Raw genomic sequence first — 17,297 nt, 5'->3', positions numbered from 1 at the left:
GGGGGGGGGGGTGTTTTTTTTTTTTTTTGGTGTGGGTGTCTGGGCGGGGGGCCCCCCCGCCGCCGGCGGGGGCAACGATTAGAGGGAGGCGTCAGGTATCCTCGGCCGCTGCACCAAACTGACCAGCACGAACGAGATGATCATCAGCAGATACCAGCTGCCGAGCTTTTCCAGCCCCACAATGTGCCACCCATTGTCCTGGCTGGGATAAGTCCAGGCCCGCGCAAATGTCCCGATATTCTCTGCAAGCCAGATGAACAGCGCGACCAGTCCCCAGCCGACAAGCAACGGCATGCGGCGGTGGACATGCAGCGGGCGGAACCACACCTGACAGCGCCAGAAGAGCAGCGCGGCCGCTGCGAACAGGAACCAGCGAATGTCGTACAACCAATGGTGCGCAAAGAAGTTGATATAGATCGCGGCGGCGAGCGCATAGCTGGTCCAGACCGGCGGATAGCCCGTGTAGCGGAAATCGAAGATGCGCCAGACGCGCGCGATGTAGCTGCCCACCGCGGCATACATGAAGCCCGAGAACAGCGGCACCGCGCCGATGTGGAGCAGGCTCGCCTCGGGATATTGCCACGACCCCGCCGCGGTCTTGAACAATTCCATCACCGTGCCGACGATGTGAAAGATCAGGATGACGAGCGCCTCTTTCGGCGTTTCGAGCCGGAAGGCGAGCATCCCGAGCTGGATCAGCACCGCGCCGATGGTGATTGCGTCATAACGGTAGAGCGGCGCGTCGTCGGGCCAGAATAGATGCGTGCCGAGTAGCAGCGCGAGCATCAGCGCGCCGAACAGGCACGCCCAACCCTGTTTGAACCCGAAGACGAGGAATTCGAGAAACCAGCCGCGCGGTCCGGGCTCGACCGCCATCGCCTCCAGTCGCATCCGAACGGCGTGAAAGCGCGACTGGCCGCGTGGCACGTCAGACATAGACCGCAACCCAGGCGATCAGCATTGCCGCGGGCAGCAGCAGCGCCTGCGCCAGGATCGTACCGGAGAGGCGGCTCAGCGAGATGAACGTGATCGCGCGGCGAAATTCTGCCTCGTCGACTTTGCCCTCGACCGCGTCGTCGGTCATCACCGACAGTTGCGGGTCGATAAAGGCGAACAGCAGGATCGTCGCAAAGCCGTTAATGAGCGCCGACAACTGCGATGCGGTGACGCGGAACTCGGGCGCCAGATAGCCGGCGTAGAGCGAGGCGACGACGCCGACCGCGAGCAGCGACTGCGCAAGGCAATTGGCGATCAGCACGCCCCAGCTGATCCCCTTGGGCATCGTCCAGCCCCTCAGGTGCGCGAAGCTTGGTAAGGTCAGCGACCGGCCCAAGGTGCGCAGTCCGCTTGGGCTTACCGCCTTGACCGCCAGCTTTGTCGTGGACCGGTTGGTCTGATACCAGCCGATCGCGGCCGCAAACATCCGCTGCCCCGTCGGCACCAGCAAGATGCCAATCAACGTCGCGACGCTCGCCGCGGCCAGTACCAGCTGCATGTCGATGAACAGCGACGCGCCGTTGCCGTCATGCAGCCGCGTTTCGATCCGCTTGGCGAGGAAAGGGCCGAGGAAGCTGTTCGACGTGCGCGAAAACAGCACCAGGATGTTGAACAGCGCGAACGACATCGCAATCCGCCGCGTCCGTACCCCTGCAATTCGCGCCGCATAAGCGAGCGCGCCGATCAGGTTGATGAACCCGGTGAGGAGCAGGATGGTGACGAGGGGCAGGTCGATCATCTGCGAGGGTTAGCGGGAGGGCCGGGCGAATTCGAGCGATTTCAATCGGTCGCAGTGAATTCTGTCGACCCTAATCTGCCCGTAGCCCAATCGCGGAGAAACGCGCTGCCGGCGTGCACGTCAATCAAATGGAGCCAGCTGTCATCGCGGTTCAGCACCTTGGCAATCGCAATGTAGCTGAAACTCGGATTGTCATACTCGGTGTCGGTCAGGCTGCGTGTGTCGTACCGAAAGCGCCAGCCGCTGTCAGGATAGGCATCGCCTTCGCCCGGCGGGTCGGGCTCTTGGCGATAAAGATACTCGGCTTTGAGTCGGCCATCGAGAATTTGGTCATCGACGAAGCAGCGGTCCCAATATTCTCGCCGCGCGGGCGCGTTTGGCGGTGGGACGGCGCGATCCTAACTCCGGTCGATGTCGATGATGTGCCCACGAGCAAATGTCACGCGATCACCGGCGCTGAGCTGAGGCATGTCGAGAGGATCGTTGTCGAGCGTACCGGTCAACCATGCTCCGTCTGTCGCCGTCACGATGACCCACATCCGTTCTGCGCCCCATTCGCCGCTATCGGGAATCGACCGGAAAATCAGTTTGACGAGGTCGCCGGGCGATACCGCCAACAGCTCATTTTCTGAGGGAAGATAGAAAGTTAGGGTGACTGCGCGGCGATCGCCCGCGGGTCTTCTATCTCATACCGTCCGAACCAGCCGCGCAGCCTGTCCCTGAATTTGCCCACGCCGCGCTCAATGCTTGCGCGTCAACTCGCGCATTGCATCGTCCAGCCCGGCAAGGCTGAGTGGATACATGCGGTCGTTCATCAGTTGCTTGATCAGCTTCACCGACTGCGTGTATCCCCAATGCGCCTCCGGCACCGGGTTCAGCCACACCGCGGCGGGATAGACTTTGGTGATCCGCTGGAGCCAGACCGCGCCCGATTCCTCGTTGAAATGTTCGACGCTGCCGCCTGGATGAGTGATTTCATAGGCGCTCATCGACGCATCGCCAACGAAGATCACCTTATAATCATGGCCATATTTGTGGAGGATGTCCCACATCTGGTGGCGTTCGGACCAGCGGCGCTTGTTGTCCTTCCACACGCCTTCATAGGGGCAGTTGTGGAAATAGAAGAATTCGAGGTTCTTGAACTCGGTCGTCGCGGCGCTGAACAGTTCCTCGCACAGCTTGATGAACGGGTCCATCGACCCGCCGACGTCGAGGAACAGCAGCAGCTTGACTGCGTTGCGCCGCTCGGGGCGCATCCGGATGTCGAGCCAGCCCTGCCGCGCGGTGCCGTCGATCGTGCCCGGAATGTCGAGTTCGTCCGCGGCGCCCTCGCGCGCGAATTTGCGCAGGCGGCGCAGCGCAATCTTGATGTTGCGGGTGCCGAGTTCCTTGGTGTTGTCGAGGTTCTGGAACTCGCGCTTTTCCCACACTTTCAGCGCGCGCTTGTGCTTGCTCTCGCCGCCGATCCGCACGCCCTCGGGATTATAGCCCGAATTGCCGAAGGGCGACGTGCCGCCGGTGCCAATCCACTTGCTGCCGCCCTCATGGCGCTTCTGCTGTTCTTCGAGCCGCTCTTTCAGCGTCTCCATGATCTTGTCCCAGTCGCCGAGCGACTCGATCGCGGCCATTTCCTCGGGGGTCAGGAATTTCTCGGCAACCGCCTTCAACCAGTCGGCGGGGACATCGACCGGGTTCTGGCCGTAATCGGAAATGATACCCTTGAAGACCTTGTTGAACACCTGGTCGAAACGGTCGAGCAGGCCTTCGTCCTTCACGTAAATCGCGCGGCTGAGGTAATAGAATTGCTCGGGGCTGCGGTCGATCACCTCGCGGTCGAGCGCCTCCAGCAGCATCAGATGCTCTTTCAGGCTGGCGGGAATGCCCGCGGCGCGAAGCTCGTCAAGGAAGCCGAAAAACATGGTGGAGGGGTAACGTGTCGCGACTTGCGGTGCAATCCCTTTACGTAAACGGAAAGCGGGGCGTGGACGTTGGTGCAATGCCAAGTGAAGATCATTTGTCGACGTTTCGTCTCCCCTCCCGCAGGCGGGAGGGACGGTCGGCTCGTTGCTGGGCGCCCACTCGCAACCCTTTGACGCCCCGTTAACCATTATCCGGCATGACCCGTCGATGTTCTTTTGGTGGGTGCGCGCATGAAATATGATCCGATCAATCCGGCTGCGCCGGTGCTTGACCAGTCGGTTGCGAGCGACTGCGGCGAATTGGCTGTGGGATGCAGCGAGGCCGCGGGGCAGATCAAGCGCGCGACTGACCAGATGGACCGTCAGGTCGACGAGCTCGGACGGCTTGAGGATTTTGTTGTCAGCCTGGAATCCGACCAGCGCCAGATTGCCGATTCGACCGATGAAGCCAAATTGCTGTCGGCGCGCGCGTGCGAACAGCTCGACGCTGGTGCCGAACGCGTCAATTCCGCGGTCACCGAATTTCGGTCGGTCATCGACCTCGTCGCGCGGCTCGGCACGCACGTCACCAATTTCGCCGCGGTGATGGAGCAGGTGCAGCAGGTCAGCCAGTCGATTGAAGCGATCGCCAAGACCACCAACATGCTGGCGCTCAATGCCGCGATCGAGGCCGAGCGAGCCGGTGACGCTGGCCGCACCTTTGCTGTGGTTGCCGCCGAAGTAAAAAAGCTGGCGCAGAACACCCGCGGCGCGACCGACGAAATCCGTCGCAGCATCGGCAGCCTTGCCGCCGAAGCGAGCGGGCTGGTCACCGAAATTCAGGCCGGGGTCGAGCAATCGAGCCGCGCCGAAGCGCAGTTCGAAACGATCACCGACGCGCTGCACGACGCAACGCACCTCGTCGCCTTGCTCGACGATCAGAGCGACCGCATCGCGCAGTCGAGCGCGATGGTGCACGCCAACGGCGCCAAAGTCCGCGAGGCGGTCGACCGCGTCGTCGGGTCGGTACGGGACAATCGTTCGACGCTGGAAGATACCCGCACGTCGATCCTGTCGATGGAGCATGTGTCGAACCGCATGTTCAACGCGGTGATCTCGGCGGGGGTCAGCCCGCAGGATTCGGCGGTTGTCGAACTTGCCGCCAAGGTGCGCGACAAATTTGTCGGGATCGCCGAGCAGGCGATCGCGAATGGCGAGCTGACGATGGAGCAATTGTTCGACACCAATTATATCCGCGTGCCGGGATCGAACCCCGAACGCTTCCGCACCACCTTGTGCGACTGGGCCGACGCCAATTGGCGGCCGCTATTTGACGATGTCGTCGCCAACAATTCCAATGTGAAGATGTCGTCGGGGGCGGACATGAACGGCTTTTTACCGACACACATCACCGAATGTTCGCGTGCCCCGACCGGTGATGTGGCGCACGACACCGCCTATTGCCGCAACGGCCGTATCCTGTTCGACGACACCGACAAGGCGGCCAAACGCAGCAGCGCCCCGTTCTTCATGGCGGTCTATCGCCAGGAAGGCGACGGCACGAACTACGTCACGGTCCGCAACGTTTATACGCCGGTTGTGATCAATGGTCGGCGCTGGGGCGATGTGGAGGTCGCGTACCAGCTTTAAAGCGTCTGAACGACGTTTACGCACCGATCCGTTCGTATCGAGCGAAGTCGAGATACGTCCGGCACTGCATTGCGTGTCTCGACTTCGCTCGATACCAACGGAGGTTAGGAGCGAAGGCGGGCTCTAGCTTCCCTGACGCCGCGCCATGAACGCCAGCTTTTCGAACAGCATCACATCCTGCTCATTTTTGAGCAGCGCACCGTGGAGCGGGGGGATCGCCTTGCCGACGTCGCGGTTCTGCAGCACTTCGAGCGGCATGTCTTCGTTGAGCAGCAGCTTCAGCCAATCGATCAGCTCGCTGGTCGAGGGCTTTTTCTTCAGGCCCGGCACGTCGCGCACTTCGTAGAAGATGTCCATCGCGCGGCTGACCAGCGTCTTCTGGATGCCGGGGAAGTGGACGTCGACGATCGCCGCCATCGTGTCGCGATCGGGGAATTTGATATAGTGGAAGAAACAGCGGCGCAGGAAAGCGTCGGGCAGTTCCTTTTCATTGTTCGACGTGATGACGACGATCGGGCGTTCCTTCGCGGTGATCGTCTCATCGGTTTCGTAAACATGGAACGCCATCCGATCGAGTTCTTGCAACAGGTCGTTCGGGAATTCGATGTCGGCCTTGTCGATCTCGTCGATCAACAGCACGGGCAGCTTGGGCGAGGTGAACGACTCCCACAATTTGCCCTTGCGGATGTAATTGCGAATGTCGTGGACGCGCTCTTCGCCCAGCTGACCGTCGCGCAGGCGCGCAACCGCGTCATATTCATACAACCCTTGCTGCGCCTTGGTCGTCGACTTGATGTTCCAGGTGATCAGCGGCGCATCGAACGCTTTCGCGATTTCCTCGGCCAGCACGGTCTTGCCGGTGCCGGGCTCGCCCTTCACCAGCAGCGGGCGGCGCAGCAGCGTTGCGGCGTTGACCGCGACCTTCAGGTCGTCGGTGGCGATATAGGCGCTGGTTCCATCGAAACGCATGGGCTCGTCTTTCCCTTAACGTGAACGTCAATCAAGCGCGGGCATAGCGAGGGGAGGGAGAGGGTGCAAGCCGAAGGCGTCGCAAGATCCTCCCCATCGCTGCGCGACAGGGAGGATTGGATTCAGCTAATCGCGCGGCTCGCCGCGCGCGCTGCCATCAGATCCCACAGTCCGCGGTGCTGGGTGATAAGCTGCTGGGCGCCGAACATCATAGCGCGTTCGACCGCGGGGCTGCTAGCGACGGCCCCGGCAAGCCGCGCGGTTTCGCGCAGGTCGGGCAGGGTGCAGGTTGGCGGGGTCAAGTCGAGCCGCTGCGCGCTGATGTCGAGCAGGACGCGGATCGTCCGCCAGTCGAGCGTCAGCGCGATCGCGGCGCCGACGGCGCAGCCATGGCGATCCGATTCGGCGAGCATATCGATCGCCTTGCGCTGCGCAGCGACCGCCGCCTCGCATTGCGCCTGTCCCTGGGTGCTCGGCACCGGGCCGACCGCCGAGGCGATTTTGGTCAGAAAGGCGCGTTCCTGAACAAAGGCGTCGGCGGATTCCTCCATCCATTGACGCGATGCCGGATCGACCGCTTTGCGCGCGGCGCTGTCGATGACGCCGGGGTGGCGGCCGTGGAGCAGACATAGGAAATGGACGGCGTCAGCCAGGTTGCGCATCGCGTCTGACCCGCTCGACAGCGCGCCGGCGCGAACATGCGAATGCGCGCCGGTGCCGCCGCTGGCGACCAGCGAATCGAGCATTTCGGCGACGCCGCGCGGATGCAGCAGGGGCTGGGTCGACTGGCTCAACGCTTGTTCCTCGCCTATGGCGCGGGCCGCGAGGCCAGGCCGGTGGACTATCAACAGTCGGTCATAGGGCAACGTCGTAAACGCCACGTTTATGCGCGGGCGGAGATTTGTACCGGTGCTGTTTCACTCAGGGACAAACGCAAAAGGACCGGCAAGCCCCGGGGGAAGCTTGCCGGTCCTGTCGATGGCGCCGGTTCGACGTCATCTGCGCGGGAAGGCCGGACCCGGGGAGAGGGATTGTCCGGCCAGTGCCGCTTAAGCTGCGAGTGCGAACTCAGCGGGCTTTTCGGTGGCCTGCACAGTGTCTTCGACCGTGGTCAATGCCGGGGCTGCGGTTGCATTGGCTTTGACCGGGAAGAGCAGGCGCGAGGTGAGCACAACAGCGCCAAGGGCGAAATAGCCGATGAAAGCCTGCACCGGGAAAAAGAAGATTGGCGCGACAAAGGCGAGGCGCAGCCAGAGCGGGTTAAAGCCAAAATCCTGGCCCACGGCCTCGCAGATACCGAAAAACGTATCGCGGCGGTTGAAAAGGTTGGTGGTTTCGTTTTCCATCTTTTTGTCTTTCCTTTGGGCTGCGAGCACTGCCCCGCGCCGATGCCGGATGCATCGCAAAGGCCGTGCCAATTTGAGCAATCCCCCGAATATCCGAGCTTTATGGGGTCGATCGCGCTGGACCGCCCGCTCTGGACCGTGAACCCATTCCCATTGATTGGGAATGGTTGCCATTTGATGGGTGGCGCCTGAACCCTTGATGAAGCGCGCCGCACCGCGCGACAACGGCTATCTGGCGTTGAAATATGAAGATTTAAAGAGGATCGGGCGAAATATTTGTGCGGTGCAGCATTGGCGCGGAGCTGCGGAAGGGAATCCTCTGCGCGTCTACCTCTGGTTCGGACGACGAATGGCGGGAAACAACCAGAACGCGACATCTCGTCTCACCTCCCTTCCACGGAGGCGAACGTCTCAATACCAACGAAAAACCGAAAAAAAAGGCGGCCCGTTGCCGGACCGCCCTTGGAAATCTTCCCTCTCGATTCGCGCTTACTGGTCGAGGAACGACCGCATCTTGCGCGACCGCGACGGGTGCTTCAGCTTTCGGAGCGCCTTTGCTTCGATCTGGCGGATGCGTTCGCGCGTCACGCTGAACTGCTGCCCGACTTCCTCCAGCGTATGGTCGGTGTTCATCCCGATGCCGAAGCGCATGCGCAGCACACGCTCCTCACGCGGCGTGAGTGACGCCAAAACGCGGGTGACCGTTTCTTTCAGGTTCGACTGCACCGCGGCATCGACCGGAATGACCGCGTTCTTGTCCTCGATGAAATCGCCTAGATGCGAATCTTCCTCGTCGCCGATCGGCGTTTCGAGGGAGATCGGCTCCTTGGCGATCTTCATCACCTTGCGGACCTTTTCGAGCGGCATCGACAGGCGCTCGGCCATTTCCTCGGGGGTCGGCTCGCGGCCGCTTTCGTGCAGGAACTGGCGGCTGCAGCGGACCAGCTTGTTGATCGTCTCGATCATATGGACCGGGATGCGGATCGTGCGTGCCTGATCGGCGATCGAGCGCGTGATCGCCTGACGGATCCACCAGGTCGCATAGGTGCTGAACTTGTAACCGCGACGATATTCGAATTTATCGACCGCCTTCATCAGGCCGATATTGCCTTCCTGGATAAGATCCAGGAACTGCAAGCCGCGGTTGGTGTATTTCTTAGCGATCGAGATCACTAGGCGCAGGTTCGCTTCGACCATTTCCTTCTTGGCAATCCGCGCTTCGCGCTCGCCTTTCTGGACCATGTTCACGACGCGGCGGAATTCGGTCAGGCTCATGCCTGCGGCTTGCGCGATTTCCGAAATCTCGATGCGGATACGGTCGACCGCGCCGGCTTCGTTCTCGGCGAAGGCGGCCCATTTCTTGTCGAGACCGCTGACGCTCTCGATCCAATTCTCTTCCAGTTCGCGCCCGACATAATTGTCGAGGAACGCCTTGCGCGGCACCTTGTGGCGTTCGGCAAGACGCAGCATCTGGCCGCCGAGCGCAGTCAGGCGACGGTTATAGCTGTACAGCTGGTCGACCAGATATTCGATTTTGGTGTTGTGAAACTGCACGCTCTCGACTTGCGCGGTGAGCTCCTCGCGCAGCTTGTGATATTTCTTTTCCGACGCCGCGGGGAATTCGCCCGCGGTCGACAGCGCGTCGAGCCGCGTCTCCTGCAGTTTCGAAAAGGCTTTGAAGCTTTTGGTGATGTTGGCGAATTTCTCGAGCGCGTCGGGCTTGAGCAATTCTTCCATTGCCGCGAGGCTGAGCGTATTGTCTTCCTCGTCCTCTTCGAATGTCTCGCGCTTGCCCGACGAGCTTTCGCCGTCCTCGTCGTCGCTTTCAGCAGCAGGTTCTTCCTCAACCTCGTCCTCGTCCTTGAACGAAACGCCGGCGGTCTTTTCGCTGATCTCGCCGTTGTCTTCGGCGCCTTCTTCTTCCAGATTTTCGGGCGCAGGGTCTTTCGACAGCATCGCTTCAAGATCGACGATCTCGCGCAGCTGCATGTCACCATTGTTCAGCGCGGTCGACCAGTCGATGATCGCGTTGAAGGTCAGCGGGCTTTCGCACAGCCCCAGGATCATCGTGTCGCGGCCGGCCTCGATGCGCTTGGCAATCGCGATTTCGCCTTCGCGCGACAGCAGCTCGACCGCGCCCATTTCGCGCAGGTACATGCGAACGGGATCGTCGGTGCGATCGACCGTTTCCTTCTTCTTTTCGATCGCCGGGTTCGACACCGAACCGGTACCGGCGCTGACATCGACTTCGTCGTCGGGTTCGGCGTCGGCCTCTTCCTGCACATCCTCGTCGCTTTCGACGATGTTGATGCCCATGTCGGAAATCGCCGACATGATGTCCTCGATCTGCTCGGACGACATTTCGTCCTGCGGCAGCGCCGCGTTCAGCTCGTCATAGGTCAAATAGCCGCGCTTCTTGCCGCGCGCGATCAGCTTTTTGACGTCGGCCTCGTTCAGGTCGATCAGCGGGCCGTCGGTGTCGGTTTCGGTTTCGGCTGCGGTGTTCTTGGTGGCCATATTTGTTCCTGCCAAAGGGGCAATCAGTGGGTCAGCCCGGGCTGCTGTCGGACAGCGCGGCCAGGCGGCGGGTCAATTCCTCGTCCATCGCGCGCAGCTTTTGCTGCCGCGCATGGCCTTCGTCGTCCATCGTGCGCATGTAATCCGCGGTGGCTTCGGCAAGCCGGGTGCGAATTTCCGGCTGGGTCACCAGTACGCCAATATATTCATCCAGATCGCGAAGCGCGGTTTCTCGCGCCACATCAACCTCTTCGCCGTCAAGCCTGCGATTGAACGAGAAGTGCATTCCGTCGGCTCTGAGCAATGTCGTCGCCCTATTATACACTTTCATTGGCTCCAATATGGCAAGCAACCCCTCGCAATCAAGCCCTTCTTCGCCGCTCGCGCTATCAAGCATGACGCGGAGCAGTTCGGCGTCGCTGGAATCGGCGACCGCGAGCCGCGTGAGCGCCTCTTCGTGGCGCCGGATCGCCGCGGGATAACGAAGCAATCCGGCGATCAACGCCGCCGCATAATGGCCGCCGATGCCGATCTTGCCGATCGATCGTGCTTCATCGACCGGTGGCTGGAGCCGGGGGTCGGGACCGAAGCGGCGATTGCCGCCGCGCTGCGGTTGCGGCGCCCAGGGCACGCGCGGGGTCCGCTCGGGCTGTTTGCGCGCGAACAGCGTGTCGAGCCGCTCGCGAAAGGCCTCGCGATAATGGTGGCGCACATCGGCATCCTCGATCGCGTCGGCATGGGCGAGCAGCCGGGTCTTGAGCGCGGCGCGCTCCTCGGGCGTGGCCAGCGGCCCCGCCGCGATCTCATGCGCCCACAGGCGCTCGACCAGCGGCTGGGCTTCGTCGAGTAGCGCAGTGAAACCGTCGGCGCCGCGGGCGCGGACGATGTCGTCTGGATCCTGCCCTGGTGGGAGGATCGCGAAAGCAAGGCTGAAGCCCGGACGCAGCAGCGGCAGCGCGCGCATCGCGGCGCGCATCGCCGCCTTCTGCCCCGCCGCATCGCCGTCGAAACACAGCACCGGCACCGGCACCATCCGCCAGATCAGCCCCAGCTGCGCCTCGGTCAGCGCTGTACCGAGAGGCGCGACCGCATCGGCGATCCCCGCCTCGGCGAGCGCGATGACGTCCATATAGCCTTCGACGACGATGATCCGGTTTGTCTGCCGCGAAGCCGGGCTGGCCTTATCGATATTGTAAAGGACGCGCCCCTTGTCGAAGAGCGGCGTGTCGGGCGAGTTCAGATATTTGGGCTCACCACCACCCAGGATGCGGCCGCCGAACGCAATTACGCGCCCGCGCGCATCGCGGATCGGGATCATCAGCCGGCCGCGGAAGCGGTCGTAAGGCTCTTTGTCGTCGACCGCGATCAGCATCCCCGATTCGATGAGCATCGCGGTCGGGAATTTCTTGAGCGCTTCCTTCAGCGCGCTGCGGCTGTCAGGCGCGAGCCCGAAACCAAAGGCGCGCCGCGTCGGGTCGGATATGCCGCGCTTCGCCAGATAGTCGCGCGCCGGGGCGCCGTTGCTGCTGTCGAGCTGCTGGGTGAACCAGTCGGCCGCGCCCTGCACAACATCGCGCAGGCTCGCCGCCTCTTCGGCCTTTTTCGCGGCGCGGGGATCGGCGGCAGGAACCTCCATCCCCGCCTCGGCGGCGAGCTCCTTGACGGCATCCATGAACGACAGCCCGCGCTGGTCGGTCATCCAGCGGATCGCATCGCCATGCGCGCTGCAACCGAAGCAGTTGCCGGTAAGAATATTGTCGTCGAGCGCGAAAGCGTGATGGCGCGGTACTTCGGCACAATAGACGGTTTCGATCCGATTGCTGGGTTCGACCGACCGGACGACCCAGCGTAGGCGATCGAATTTCTTCGTTTGCGCTGCAAAACGTTGGCGCGCGGTTTTCAGCAGAAAGAGATCTTCTGACAGCGTCGAGGCCACGAAGTGGATTCGATGCAGCGCGCTCGGCTCGTTGCCATAGCCTTTGCGCATCAGGGTGGAGCGCCCATAGGTCGCAATACCCAGCTTCGTCGCAACGTCGCGGACGGCCTCGAGATGCTCGGCGCTTGCCGAATTGAGAATCACGGTTCCGTCTTTTGCCACATGGCCGTCGGCGGCCAGATACCCGGCAAGAAAGCCGAGCAGGTAGGCGGGTGGGCGGTCGTTTCCGGGCAATTGCTTCATATGGGAGAACGCGCGCCCGCCGTAGTTCCGCAGATAAAGCCCACCGCCCTTACGTTTCTGGGTATGATGTTCCTGGTCGGGAAACCAGTGGCGCAGTTGGGCATCCCTTTCGCCGTGCAGGTTCAACGTACCAAATGTGCCTTTGTCCATGCTGCCGTCGCCGAAAACGATGCCATGCCGGACGCCTTCGGGATCGAGCGACCAATCGGACCGTGGTGACGGCAAGACCGATTCAAGCGCGTGGCCGGGGCGCAGTTCTTCGGTCGTATAGGTCCGAGCCCGATCATGCACGAACCAGCGGTGACCGGATGTGGCATGGATTTCCTTGGCGACGCCATTGCGCGAGAGGCTGATTTTCCAGAGCCGCTGTTCGCCGTAGGATTTGAATGGCGCCTCAATCCATTCGCCGCCACGCGACAGGATCCGGACGGTTTTGCCAGAGAGATCCGCGATCGGTGTTCGGCCGTTCTCGGTGATGACCAAAGTTTCCGGGGCCAGGCAGTGGTAGAACCCCTTCTCGTCGTTGATCGTGAAGCTGGGGGTCTTCTCGTTATGAAAGGGGCAGCAGGCCTTGTACTCGCGCCCCGCGCGGGTGACCTTCACCGTCCGCCCGATGAGGGTCGACAGCATGACGCGAGATCGTAATTCGTCCAGCCATTGCGGGGTGAGGGTCATATCCTCGATATGCCTCTACCGGCACCCGCCCGCAAGCAGGCGGGAGGGGCGTGTCTCAGGACAAAGCCGCCTTCACCCACCCGCTCGCCTTGCTCATATCCAGCTCGGACCCATGGCGTTCTTTCACCGCCGCCATAACCTTGCCCATATCCTTCAGGCTCTCCGCGCCCAGCTCCGCCGCAATCGACTTGATCGCCGCCTGCGCCTCATCGTCGCTCAGCTGCGCGGGCAGGAAATCCTCGATCACGACGACCTCGGCCGCCTCGATGTCGGCCAGTTCCTGCCGCCCGCCCTGTTCGTACATGGCAATCGATTCGCGGCGCTGCTTGACCATTTTCTGCAGTACGTCGGTGACCAGCACATCGTCGTCGGCTGGCGCGGTGCCGGTGCGCAGTTCGATGTCCTTGTCCTTGATCTTGGCCAGCATCAGCCGGATGGTGCCGAGCCGCGCCTTGTCGCCGGCTTTCATCGCAGCGACCTGCGCAGCCTTGATGTCATCACGAATCATACGTGTCCCCATGCGCTGCAAATTTCGGAAAGGCCCTCTCTAGCGCCAAGATTCCAAATTCGATAGCTTGTGAATCACTTTTTTGCTGCCTACTTGATCGGCCGTTTAGCCCCCCGTCCGGAGCATGTTGAATGGCACCTGCCAACCCCTCTGCCGCGCCTGAAACCCCGCCTGCGGGCGCGACCGGCGTCCTCGTTCTTGCCGACGGCACTGTCCTTTGGGGCGTTGGTTATGGCGCGAGCGGCGCGGGTGTGGGCGAGATTTGTTTCAACACCGCGATGACCGGCTATCAGGAAATCCTGACCGACCCGAGCTATGCGGGCCAGATCATCACCTTTACCTTTCCGCACATCGGCAATGTCGGCGCGAACCCCGACGATATGGAGCGCGACAAGCGCGCCGCGATCGGGTGCATCACCCGCGAGCTGCCGACCGCGCCCAGCAATTTCCGCAGCGTCCAGACCTTGCCCGAATGGATGGCGGCGCAGGGGCTGATCGGGCTCGCCGGCATCGACACCCGCGCGCTGACCCGCCGCATCCGCGATGGGGGTGCGCCGACCGGCGTCGTCGCGCACAGCCCCGAGGGCAAATTCGACCTCGATAAGCTGTTGATGCTGGCGCAGGGCTGGCCGGGGCTGGAGGGCATGGACCTCGCCAAGACGGTCACGCGCGAGCGGCAGGGTGCGTGGGATGTCGGGGTTTGGCATCTCGGTTCGGGCTATGACGTGTCGGAGCACAAACGTGCGGGCGATGCCGCGCCGCACGTCGTCGCCATCGATTACGGCGCCAAAGATAATATCTTCCGCAACCTGGTCAAGGCCGGCGCGCGCGTCACCGTGGTGCCTGCCAAGACCAGCCTCGAAGAGATCGTCGCGCTGCGCCCCGCGGGGGCGTTCCTGTCGAACGGCCCCGGCGATCCGGCGGCGACGGGCGATTATGCGGTGCCGGTGATCAAGGGGCTGCTCGAACGCAATGTTCCGATCTTTGGCATCTGCCTCGGCCACCAGCTGCTCGCGCTCGCCGCGGGGGCGAAGACCGTGAAGATGCATCAGGGCCACCGCGGCGCGAACCATCCGGTGCAGCGCGTCGGAGGCGATTTCGCCGACGGCGTGGTCGAGATCACCAGCATGAACCACGGCTTCGCGGTTGACGCATCGACGCTGCCGGGCGGCGTGGTCGAGACGCACAAAAGTCTGTTCGACGGATCGAACTGCGGCATCGCGATTACGGGGAAGAATGCGTTTTCGGTGCAATATCACCCCGAGGCGAGTCCGGGGCCGCAGGATAGTTTCTATCTGTTCGAGAAATTTGTGGGTGGGCTGAAGTGAACTCTGAGATGCCAAAAAGAGCCGACATCCAATCCATCCTCGTCATCGGCGCCGGCCCGATCGTTATCGGTCAGGCGTGCGAGTTCGACTACTCGGGGATGCGGGCGATCAGGGCTGCCAAGGATTGATGATGGTGGCGCCCGTTCTTCCCATGTCTGACAGGTTGCGCGTGACGAGTGGCATGTCCGCGGCGATGGCTTGCGCGGCGATGAGCATATCGAGTTCAGCAATCAGCGTCCCTGCTGCGGCAAGCCGGGCCTTGACGTGGGCATATGCCTGGGCGGCGCTGGCGTCGAAGCTGAGGGTTCGTTCCTCCAACCGGAAACTAAGGTCATCGAACCAGATAACGAGCCGCTCGCGTCGCGCCGCATCGGTCAACCGCGCAATGCCATATCGCACTTCCCCAAGAACAAGGGCCGACAGCCAAGCGTCTTCGAAATGGTGCGATATGAAATCATTGACGCTCTGGTCCGGACGCGGTTTCGACAATTCGCTCCAGACGTTGGTGTCAATCAGCATCGAAGATATCCCGATCAGGGTCAATGGTTCGCTCGGGCAATTCGAGTTCGGCGCCATTCGCGACCTTGACCAGATGCTCGACAAACTCCCGCCCGCTCATCGCCCGAATGCGCGCGGCGCGTTCGTCTTGCCGGTGGGCATAGGTTCGCTCGAGCAGCGCGCGCAGTTCGGCCTCCAGCGACCGTCCATTCGCCGCCGCAGCCAGCCGCGCATTGTGTTTAACCGTGTCGTCCAGATTCCGGATCGTCACCGCACCCATCACCATTCTCCCGTGATTGCAATGCAATCAATGTATGCAACGATAGCGAAATAGACAATGCCCAAGAGAACCGACATCCAATCCATCCTCGTCATCGGCGCCGGCCCGATCGTTATCGGTCAGGCGTGCGAGTTCGATTATTCGGGGACGCAGGCGATCAAGGCGTTGAAGGAGGAGGGCTATCGCGTCGTCCTCGTCAACTCCAACCCGGCGACGATCATGACCGATCCCGACCTGGCCGACGCCACTTATGTGGAGCCGATTACGCCCGAGATCGTCGCGAAGATCATCGCGAAAGAGACCGCGCTGAATCCCGGCGGCTGGGCCGTGCTGCCGACGATGGGCGGGCAGACCGCGCTCAACACCGCGCTCGCGTTATTCAACGATGGCACCTTGACCAAATATGGCGTCGAGATGATCGGCGCCGATGCCGAGGCGATCGACAAGGCCGAGGACCGAATCAAGTTTCGCGACGCGATGACGAAGATCGGCCTCGAAAGCGCGCGCTCGGGTATTGCGCATACTTTGGACGAGGCGCTCGCGGTGCTCGAACGCACCGGCCTGCCGTCGATCATCCGCCCGTCGTTCACGCTTGGCGGCACCGGCGGCGGCATCGCGTATAACCGCGAGGAGTTCGAACATATCGTCCGCGGCGGCCTGATCGCCTCGCCGACCACCGAAGTCCTGATTGAGGAATCGCTCCTCGGCTGGAAAGAATATGAGATGGAGGTGGTGCGCGACCGCAAGGACAATTGCATCATCATCTGTTCGATCGAAAATGTCGATCCGATGGGCGTCCACACCGGCGACAGCATCACCGTCGCTCCGGCGCTGACGCTGACCGACAAGGAATATCAGATCATGCGCAACGCGAGCATCGCGTGCTTGCGTGAGATCGGGGTCGAAACCGGCGGGTCGAACGTCCAGTTCGCGGTGAACCCCAAGGACGGCCGCCTGATCGTGATCGAGATGAACCCGCGCGTGTCGCGCTCGTCGGCGCTCGCGTCGAAGGCTACGGGCTTTCCGATCGCCAAGGTCGCGGCCAAGCTTGCGGTCGGTTACACGCTCGACGAGATCATGAACGACATCACCGGGGTCACCCCGGCATCGTTCGAACCGACGATCGACTATGTCGTAACCAAGATTCCGCGCTTCGCCTTCGAGAAATTCAAGGGCGCCGAGGCGGTGCTGTCGACCGCGATGAAGTCGGTCGGCGAGGTCATGGCGATCGGCCGCAATATCCACGAGTCTTTGCAGAAGGCGCTGCGCGGGCTGGAGACCGGCCTGTCGGGCTTCAACTTCGTCGACCGCCTCAAGGGCGCGAGCCACGACCAGCTGCGCAGCGAACTCGCCAAGGCGACCCCGGACCGGCTTCTCAACGCTGCGCAGGCGATCCGCGAGGGGCTGCCGCTCAGCGAAATCAACCGCATCGCGGGCTACGACATGTGGTTCCTCGAACGCATCGAGGAAATCGTCGAGGCCGAAAAGCAAGTGTGCCGCAACGGCCTGCCGCGCGATGCCGAGGGGCTGCGCAAGCTCAAAGCGATGGGCTTTTCGGACAAGCGCCTCGCCTATCTGGCACTTCAGTCGGCGAATTTGCAACCCGGCACCCGCCCCCCCCCCGCGCCCCGGACCCCGGCGATACACCCACCCGTGAAAACCCAGACCCGGCGCCGGGCCCCGAAATTGCGGCGCCAAACACCCCACCAAACAC

At 62.3% G+C, this 17,297-nt stretch carries 16 protein-coding genes; 3 read left to right on the top strand and 13 right to left on the bottom strand.

Going from position 1 to position 17,297, the window contains the following annotated elements; translation table 11 throughout:
* Positions 1-78: 78 nt before the first annotated feature.
* From K0M74_RS13495 to K0M74_RS13475, 5 genes are all read right to left on the bottom strand, one after another.
* The gene (locus K0M74_RS13495; protein WP_293973293.1) at positions 79-936 is read right to left on the bottom strand and encodes a DUF817 domain-containing protein; all 858 of its coding nucleotides are present in this window, start codon (positions 934-936) and stop codon (positions 79-81) included.
* Positions 929-1,735 carry a lipid II flippase Amj family protein gene (locus K0M74_RS13490; RefSeq protein WP_293973290.1) on the bottom strand — a complete coding sequence of 269 codons (807 nt, stop codon included), beginning with the start codon at positions 1,733-1,735 and terminating at the stop codon, positions 929-931. Before K0M74_RS13490 ends, K0M74_RS13495 begins: the two co-directional genes overlap by 8 nt.
* Positions 1,736-1,776: 41 nt before the next feature.
* Positions 1,777-2,061, bottom strand: a complete 285-nt coding sequence (locus K0M74_RS13485; RefSeq protein WP_293973302.1) for a DUF2185 domain-containing protein — start codon at positions 2,059-2,061, stop codon at positions 1,777-1,779.
* Between the two features lie 72 nt (positions 2,062-2,133).
* On the bottom strand, positions 2,134-2,352 hold the full coding sequence (locus K0M74_RS13480) for a DUF2314 domain-containing protein (protein ID WP_293973287.1): 219 nt from the start codon (positions 2,350-2,352) through the stop codon (positions 2,134-2,136).
* A gap of 123 nt (positions 2,353-2,475) precedes the next feature.
* The gene (locus K0M74_RS13475) at positions 2,476-3,654 is read right to left on the bottom strand and encodes a VWA domain-containing protein (RefSeq protein WP_293973284.1); all 1,179 of its coding nucleotides are present in this window, start codon (positions 3,652-3,654) and stop codon (positions 2,476-2,478) included.
* Positions 3,655-3,885: 231 nt separating this feature from the next.
* Here K0M74_RS13475 and K0M74_RS13470 point away from each other — a divergent pair, with 231 nt between their 5' ends.
* Complete coding sequence (locus K0M74_RS13470) at positions 3,886-5,283, top strand: methyl-accepting chemotaxis protein (RefSeq protein WP_293973282.1); 1,398 nt, start codon at positions 3,886-3,888, stop codon at positions 5,281-5,283.
* A 123-nt stretch (positions 5,284-5,406) separates the two neighbouring features.
* Here K0M74_RS13470 and K0M74_RS13465 read toward each other — a convergent pair whose 3' ends face one another.
* The 6 genes from K0M74_RS13465 to K0M74_RS13440 form a co-directional block, all read right to left on the bottom strand.
* Positions 5,407-6,252 carry a MoxR family ATPase gene (locus tag K0M74_RS13465; protein ID WP_293973279.1) on the bottom strand — a complete coding sequence of 282 codons (846 nt, stop codon included), beginning with the start codon at positions 6,250-6,252 and terminating at the stop codon, positions 5,407-5,409.
* 122 nt (positions 6,253-6,374) lie between these two features.
* Entirely contained in the window at positions 6,375-6,998 is a 624-nt protein-coding gene (locus K0M74_RS13460) for a hypothetical protein (protein WP_293973299.1), read from the bottom strand.
* A gap of 303 nt (positions 6,999-7,301) precedes the next feature.
* Positions 7,302-7,598 carry a PspC domain-containing protein gene (locus K0M74_RS13455; protein WP_293973276.1) on the bottom strand — a complete coding sequence of 99 codons (297 nt, stop codon included), beginning with the start codon at positions 7,596-7,598 and terminating at the stop codon, positions 7,302-7,304.
* A gap of 489 nt (positions 7,599-8,087) precedes the next feature.
* Positions 8,088-10,115, bottom strand: a complete 2,028-nt coding sequence (rpoD, locus tag K0M74_RS13450) for an RNA polymerase sigma factor RpoD (RefSeq protein ID WP_293973273.1) — start codon at positions 10,113-10,115, stop codon at positions 8,088-8,090.
* A 31-nt stretch (positions 10,116-10,146) separates the two neighbouring features.
* Positions 10,147-12,969 carry a DNA primase gene (gene dnaG / locus K0M74_RS13445; protein ID WP_293973270.1) on the bottom strand — a complete coding sequence of 941 codons (2,823 nt, stop codon included), beginning with the start codon at positions 12,967-12,969 and terminating at the stop codon, positions 10,147-10,149.
* A 55-nt stretch (positions 12,970-13,024) separates the two neighbouring features.
* Entirely contained in the window at positions 13,025-13,477 is a 453-nt protein-coding gene (locus tag K0M74_RS13440) for a GatB/YqeY domain-containing protein (RefSeq protein ID WP_293973267.1), read from the bottom strand.
* A gap of 131 nt (positions 13,478-13,608) precedes the next feature.
* Here K0M74_RS13440 and carA point away from each other — a divergent pair, with 131 nt between their 5' ends.
* Entirely contained in the window at positions 13,609-14,805 is a 1,197-nt protein-coding gene (gene carA / locus K0M74_RS13435) for a glutamine-hydrolyzing carbamoyl-phosphate synthase small subunit (RefSeq protein ID WP_293973264.1), read from the top strand.
* Between the two features lie 108 nt (positions 14,806-14,913).
* Here carA and K0M74_RS13430 read toward each other — a convergent pair whose 3' ends face one another.
* Complete coding sequence (locus K0M74_RS13430) at positions 14,914-15,348, bottom strand: PIN domain-containing protein (protein ID WP_293973261.1); 435 nt, start codon at positions 15,346-15,348, stop codon at positions 14,914-14,916.
* A complete protein-coding gene (locus K0M74_RS13425) occupies positions 15,314-15,583 on the bottom strand; it encodes a hypothetical protein (RefSeq protein ID WP_293973296.1) in 270 nt (89 codons plus the stop codon). The genes K0M74_RS13430 and K0M74_RS13425 overlap by 35 nt, the downstream gene beginning before the upstream one ends.
* A gap of 57 nt (positions 15,584-15,640) precedes the next feature.
* Between K0M74_RS13425 and carB the strand changes: the two genes are divergently transcribed.
* On the top strand, positions 15,641-17,297 hold a 1,657-nt coding region (carB, locus tag K0M74_RS13420), incomplete at its 3' end, for a carbamoyl-phosphate synthase large subunit (RefSeq protein WP_293973258.1).

Origin of the sequence: Sphingopyxis sp. (assembly GCF_019459305.1) — a bacterium.
GTDB lineage: Bacteria > Pseudomonadota > Alphaproteobacteria > Sphingomonadales > Sphingomonadaceae > Sphingopyxis.
Note: the sequence above shows the minus strand (reverse complement) of the source record. Positions and strands in the feature narration are given on the sequence as shown.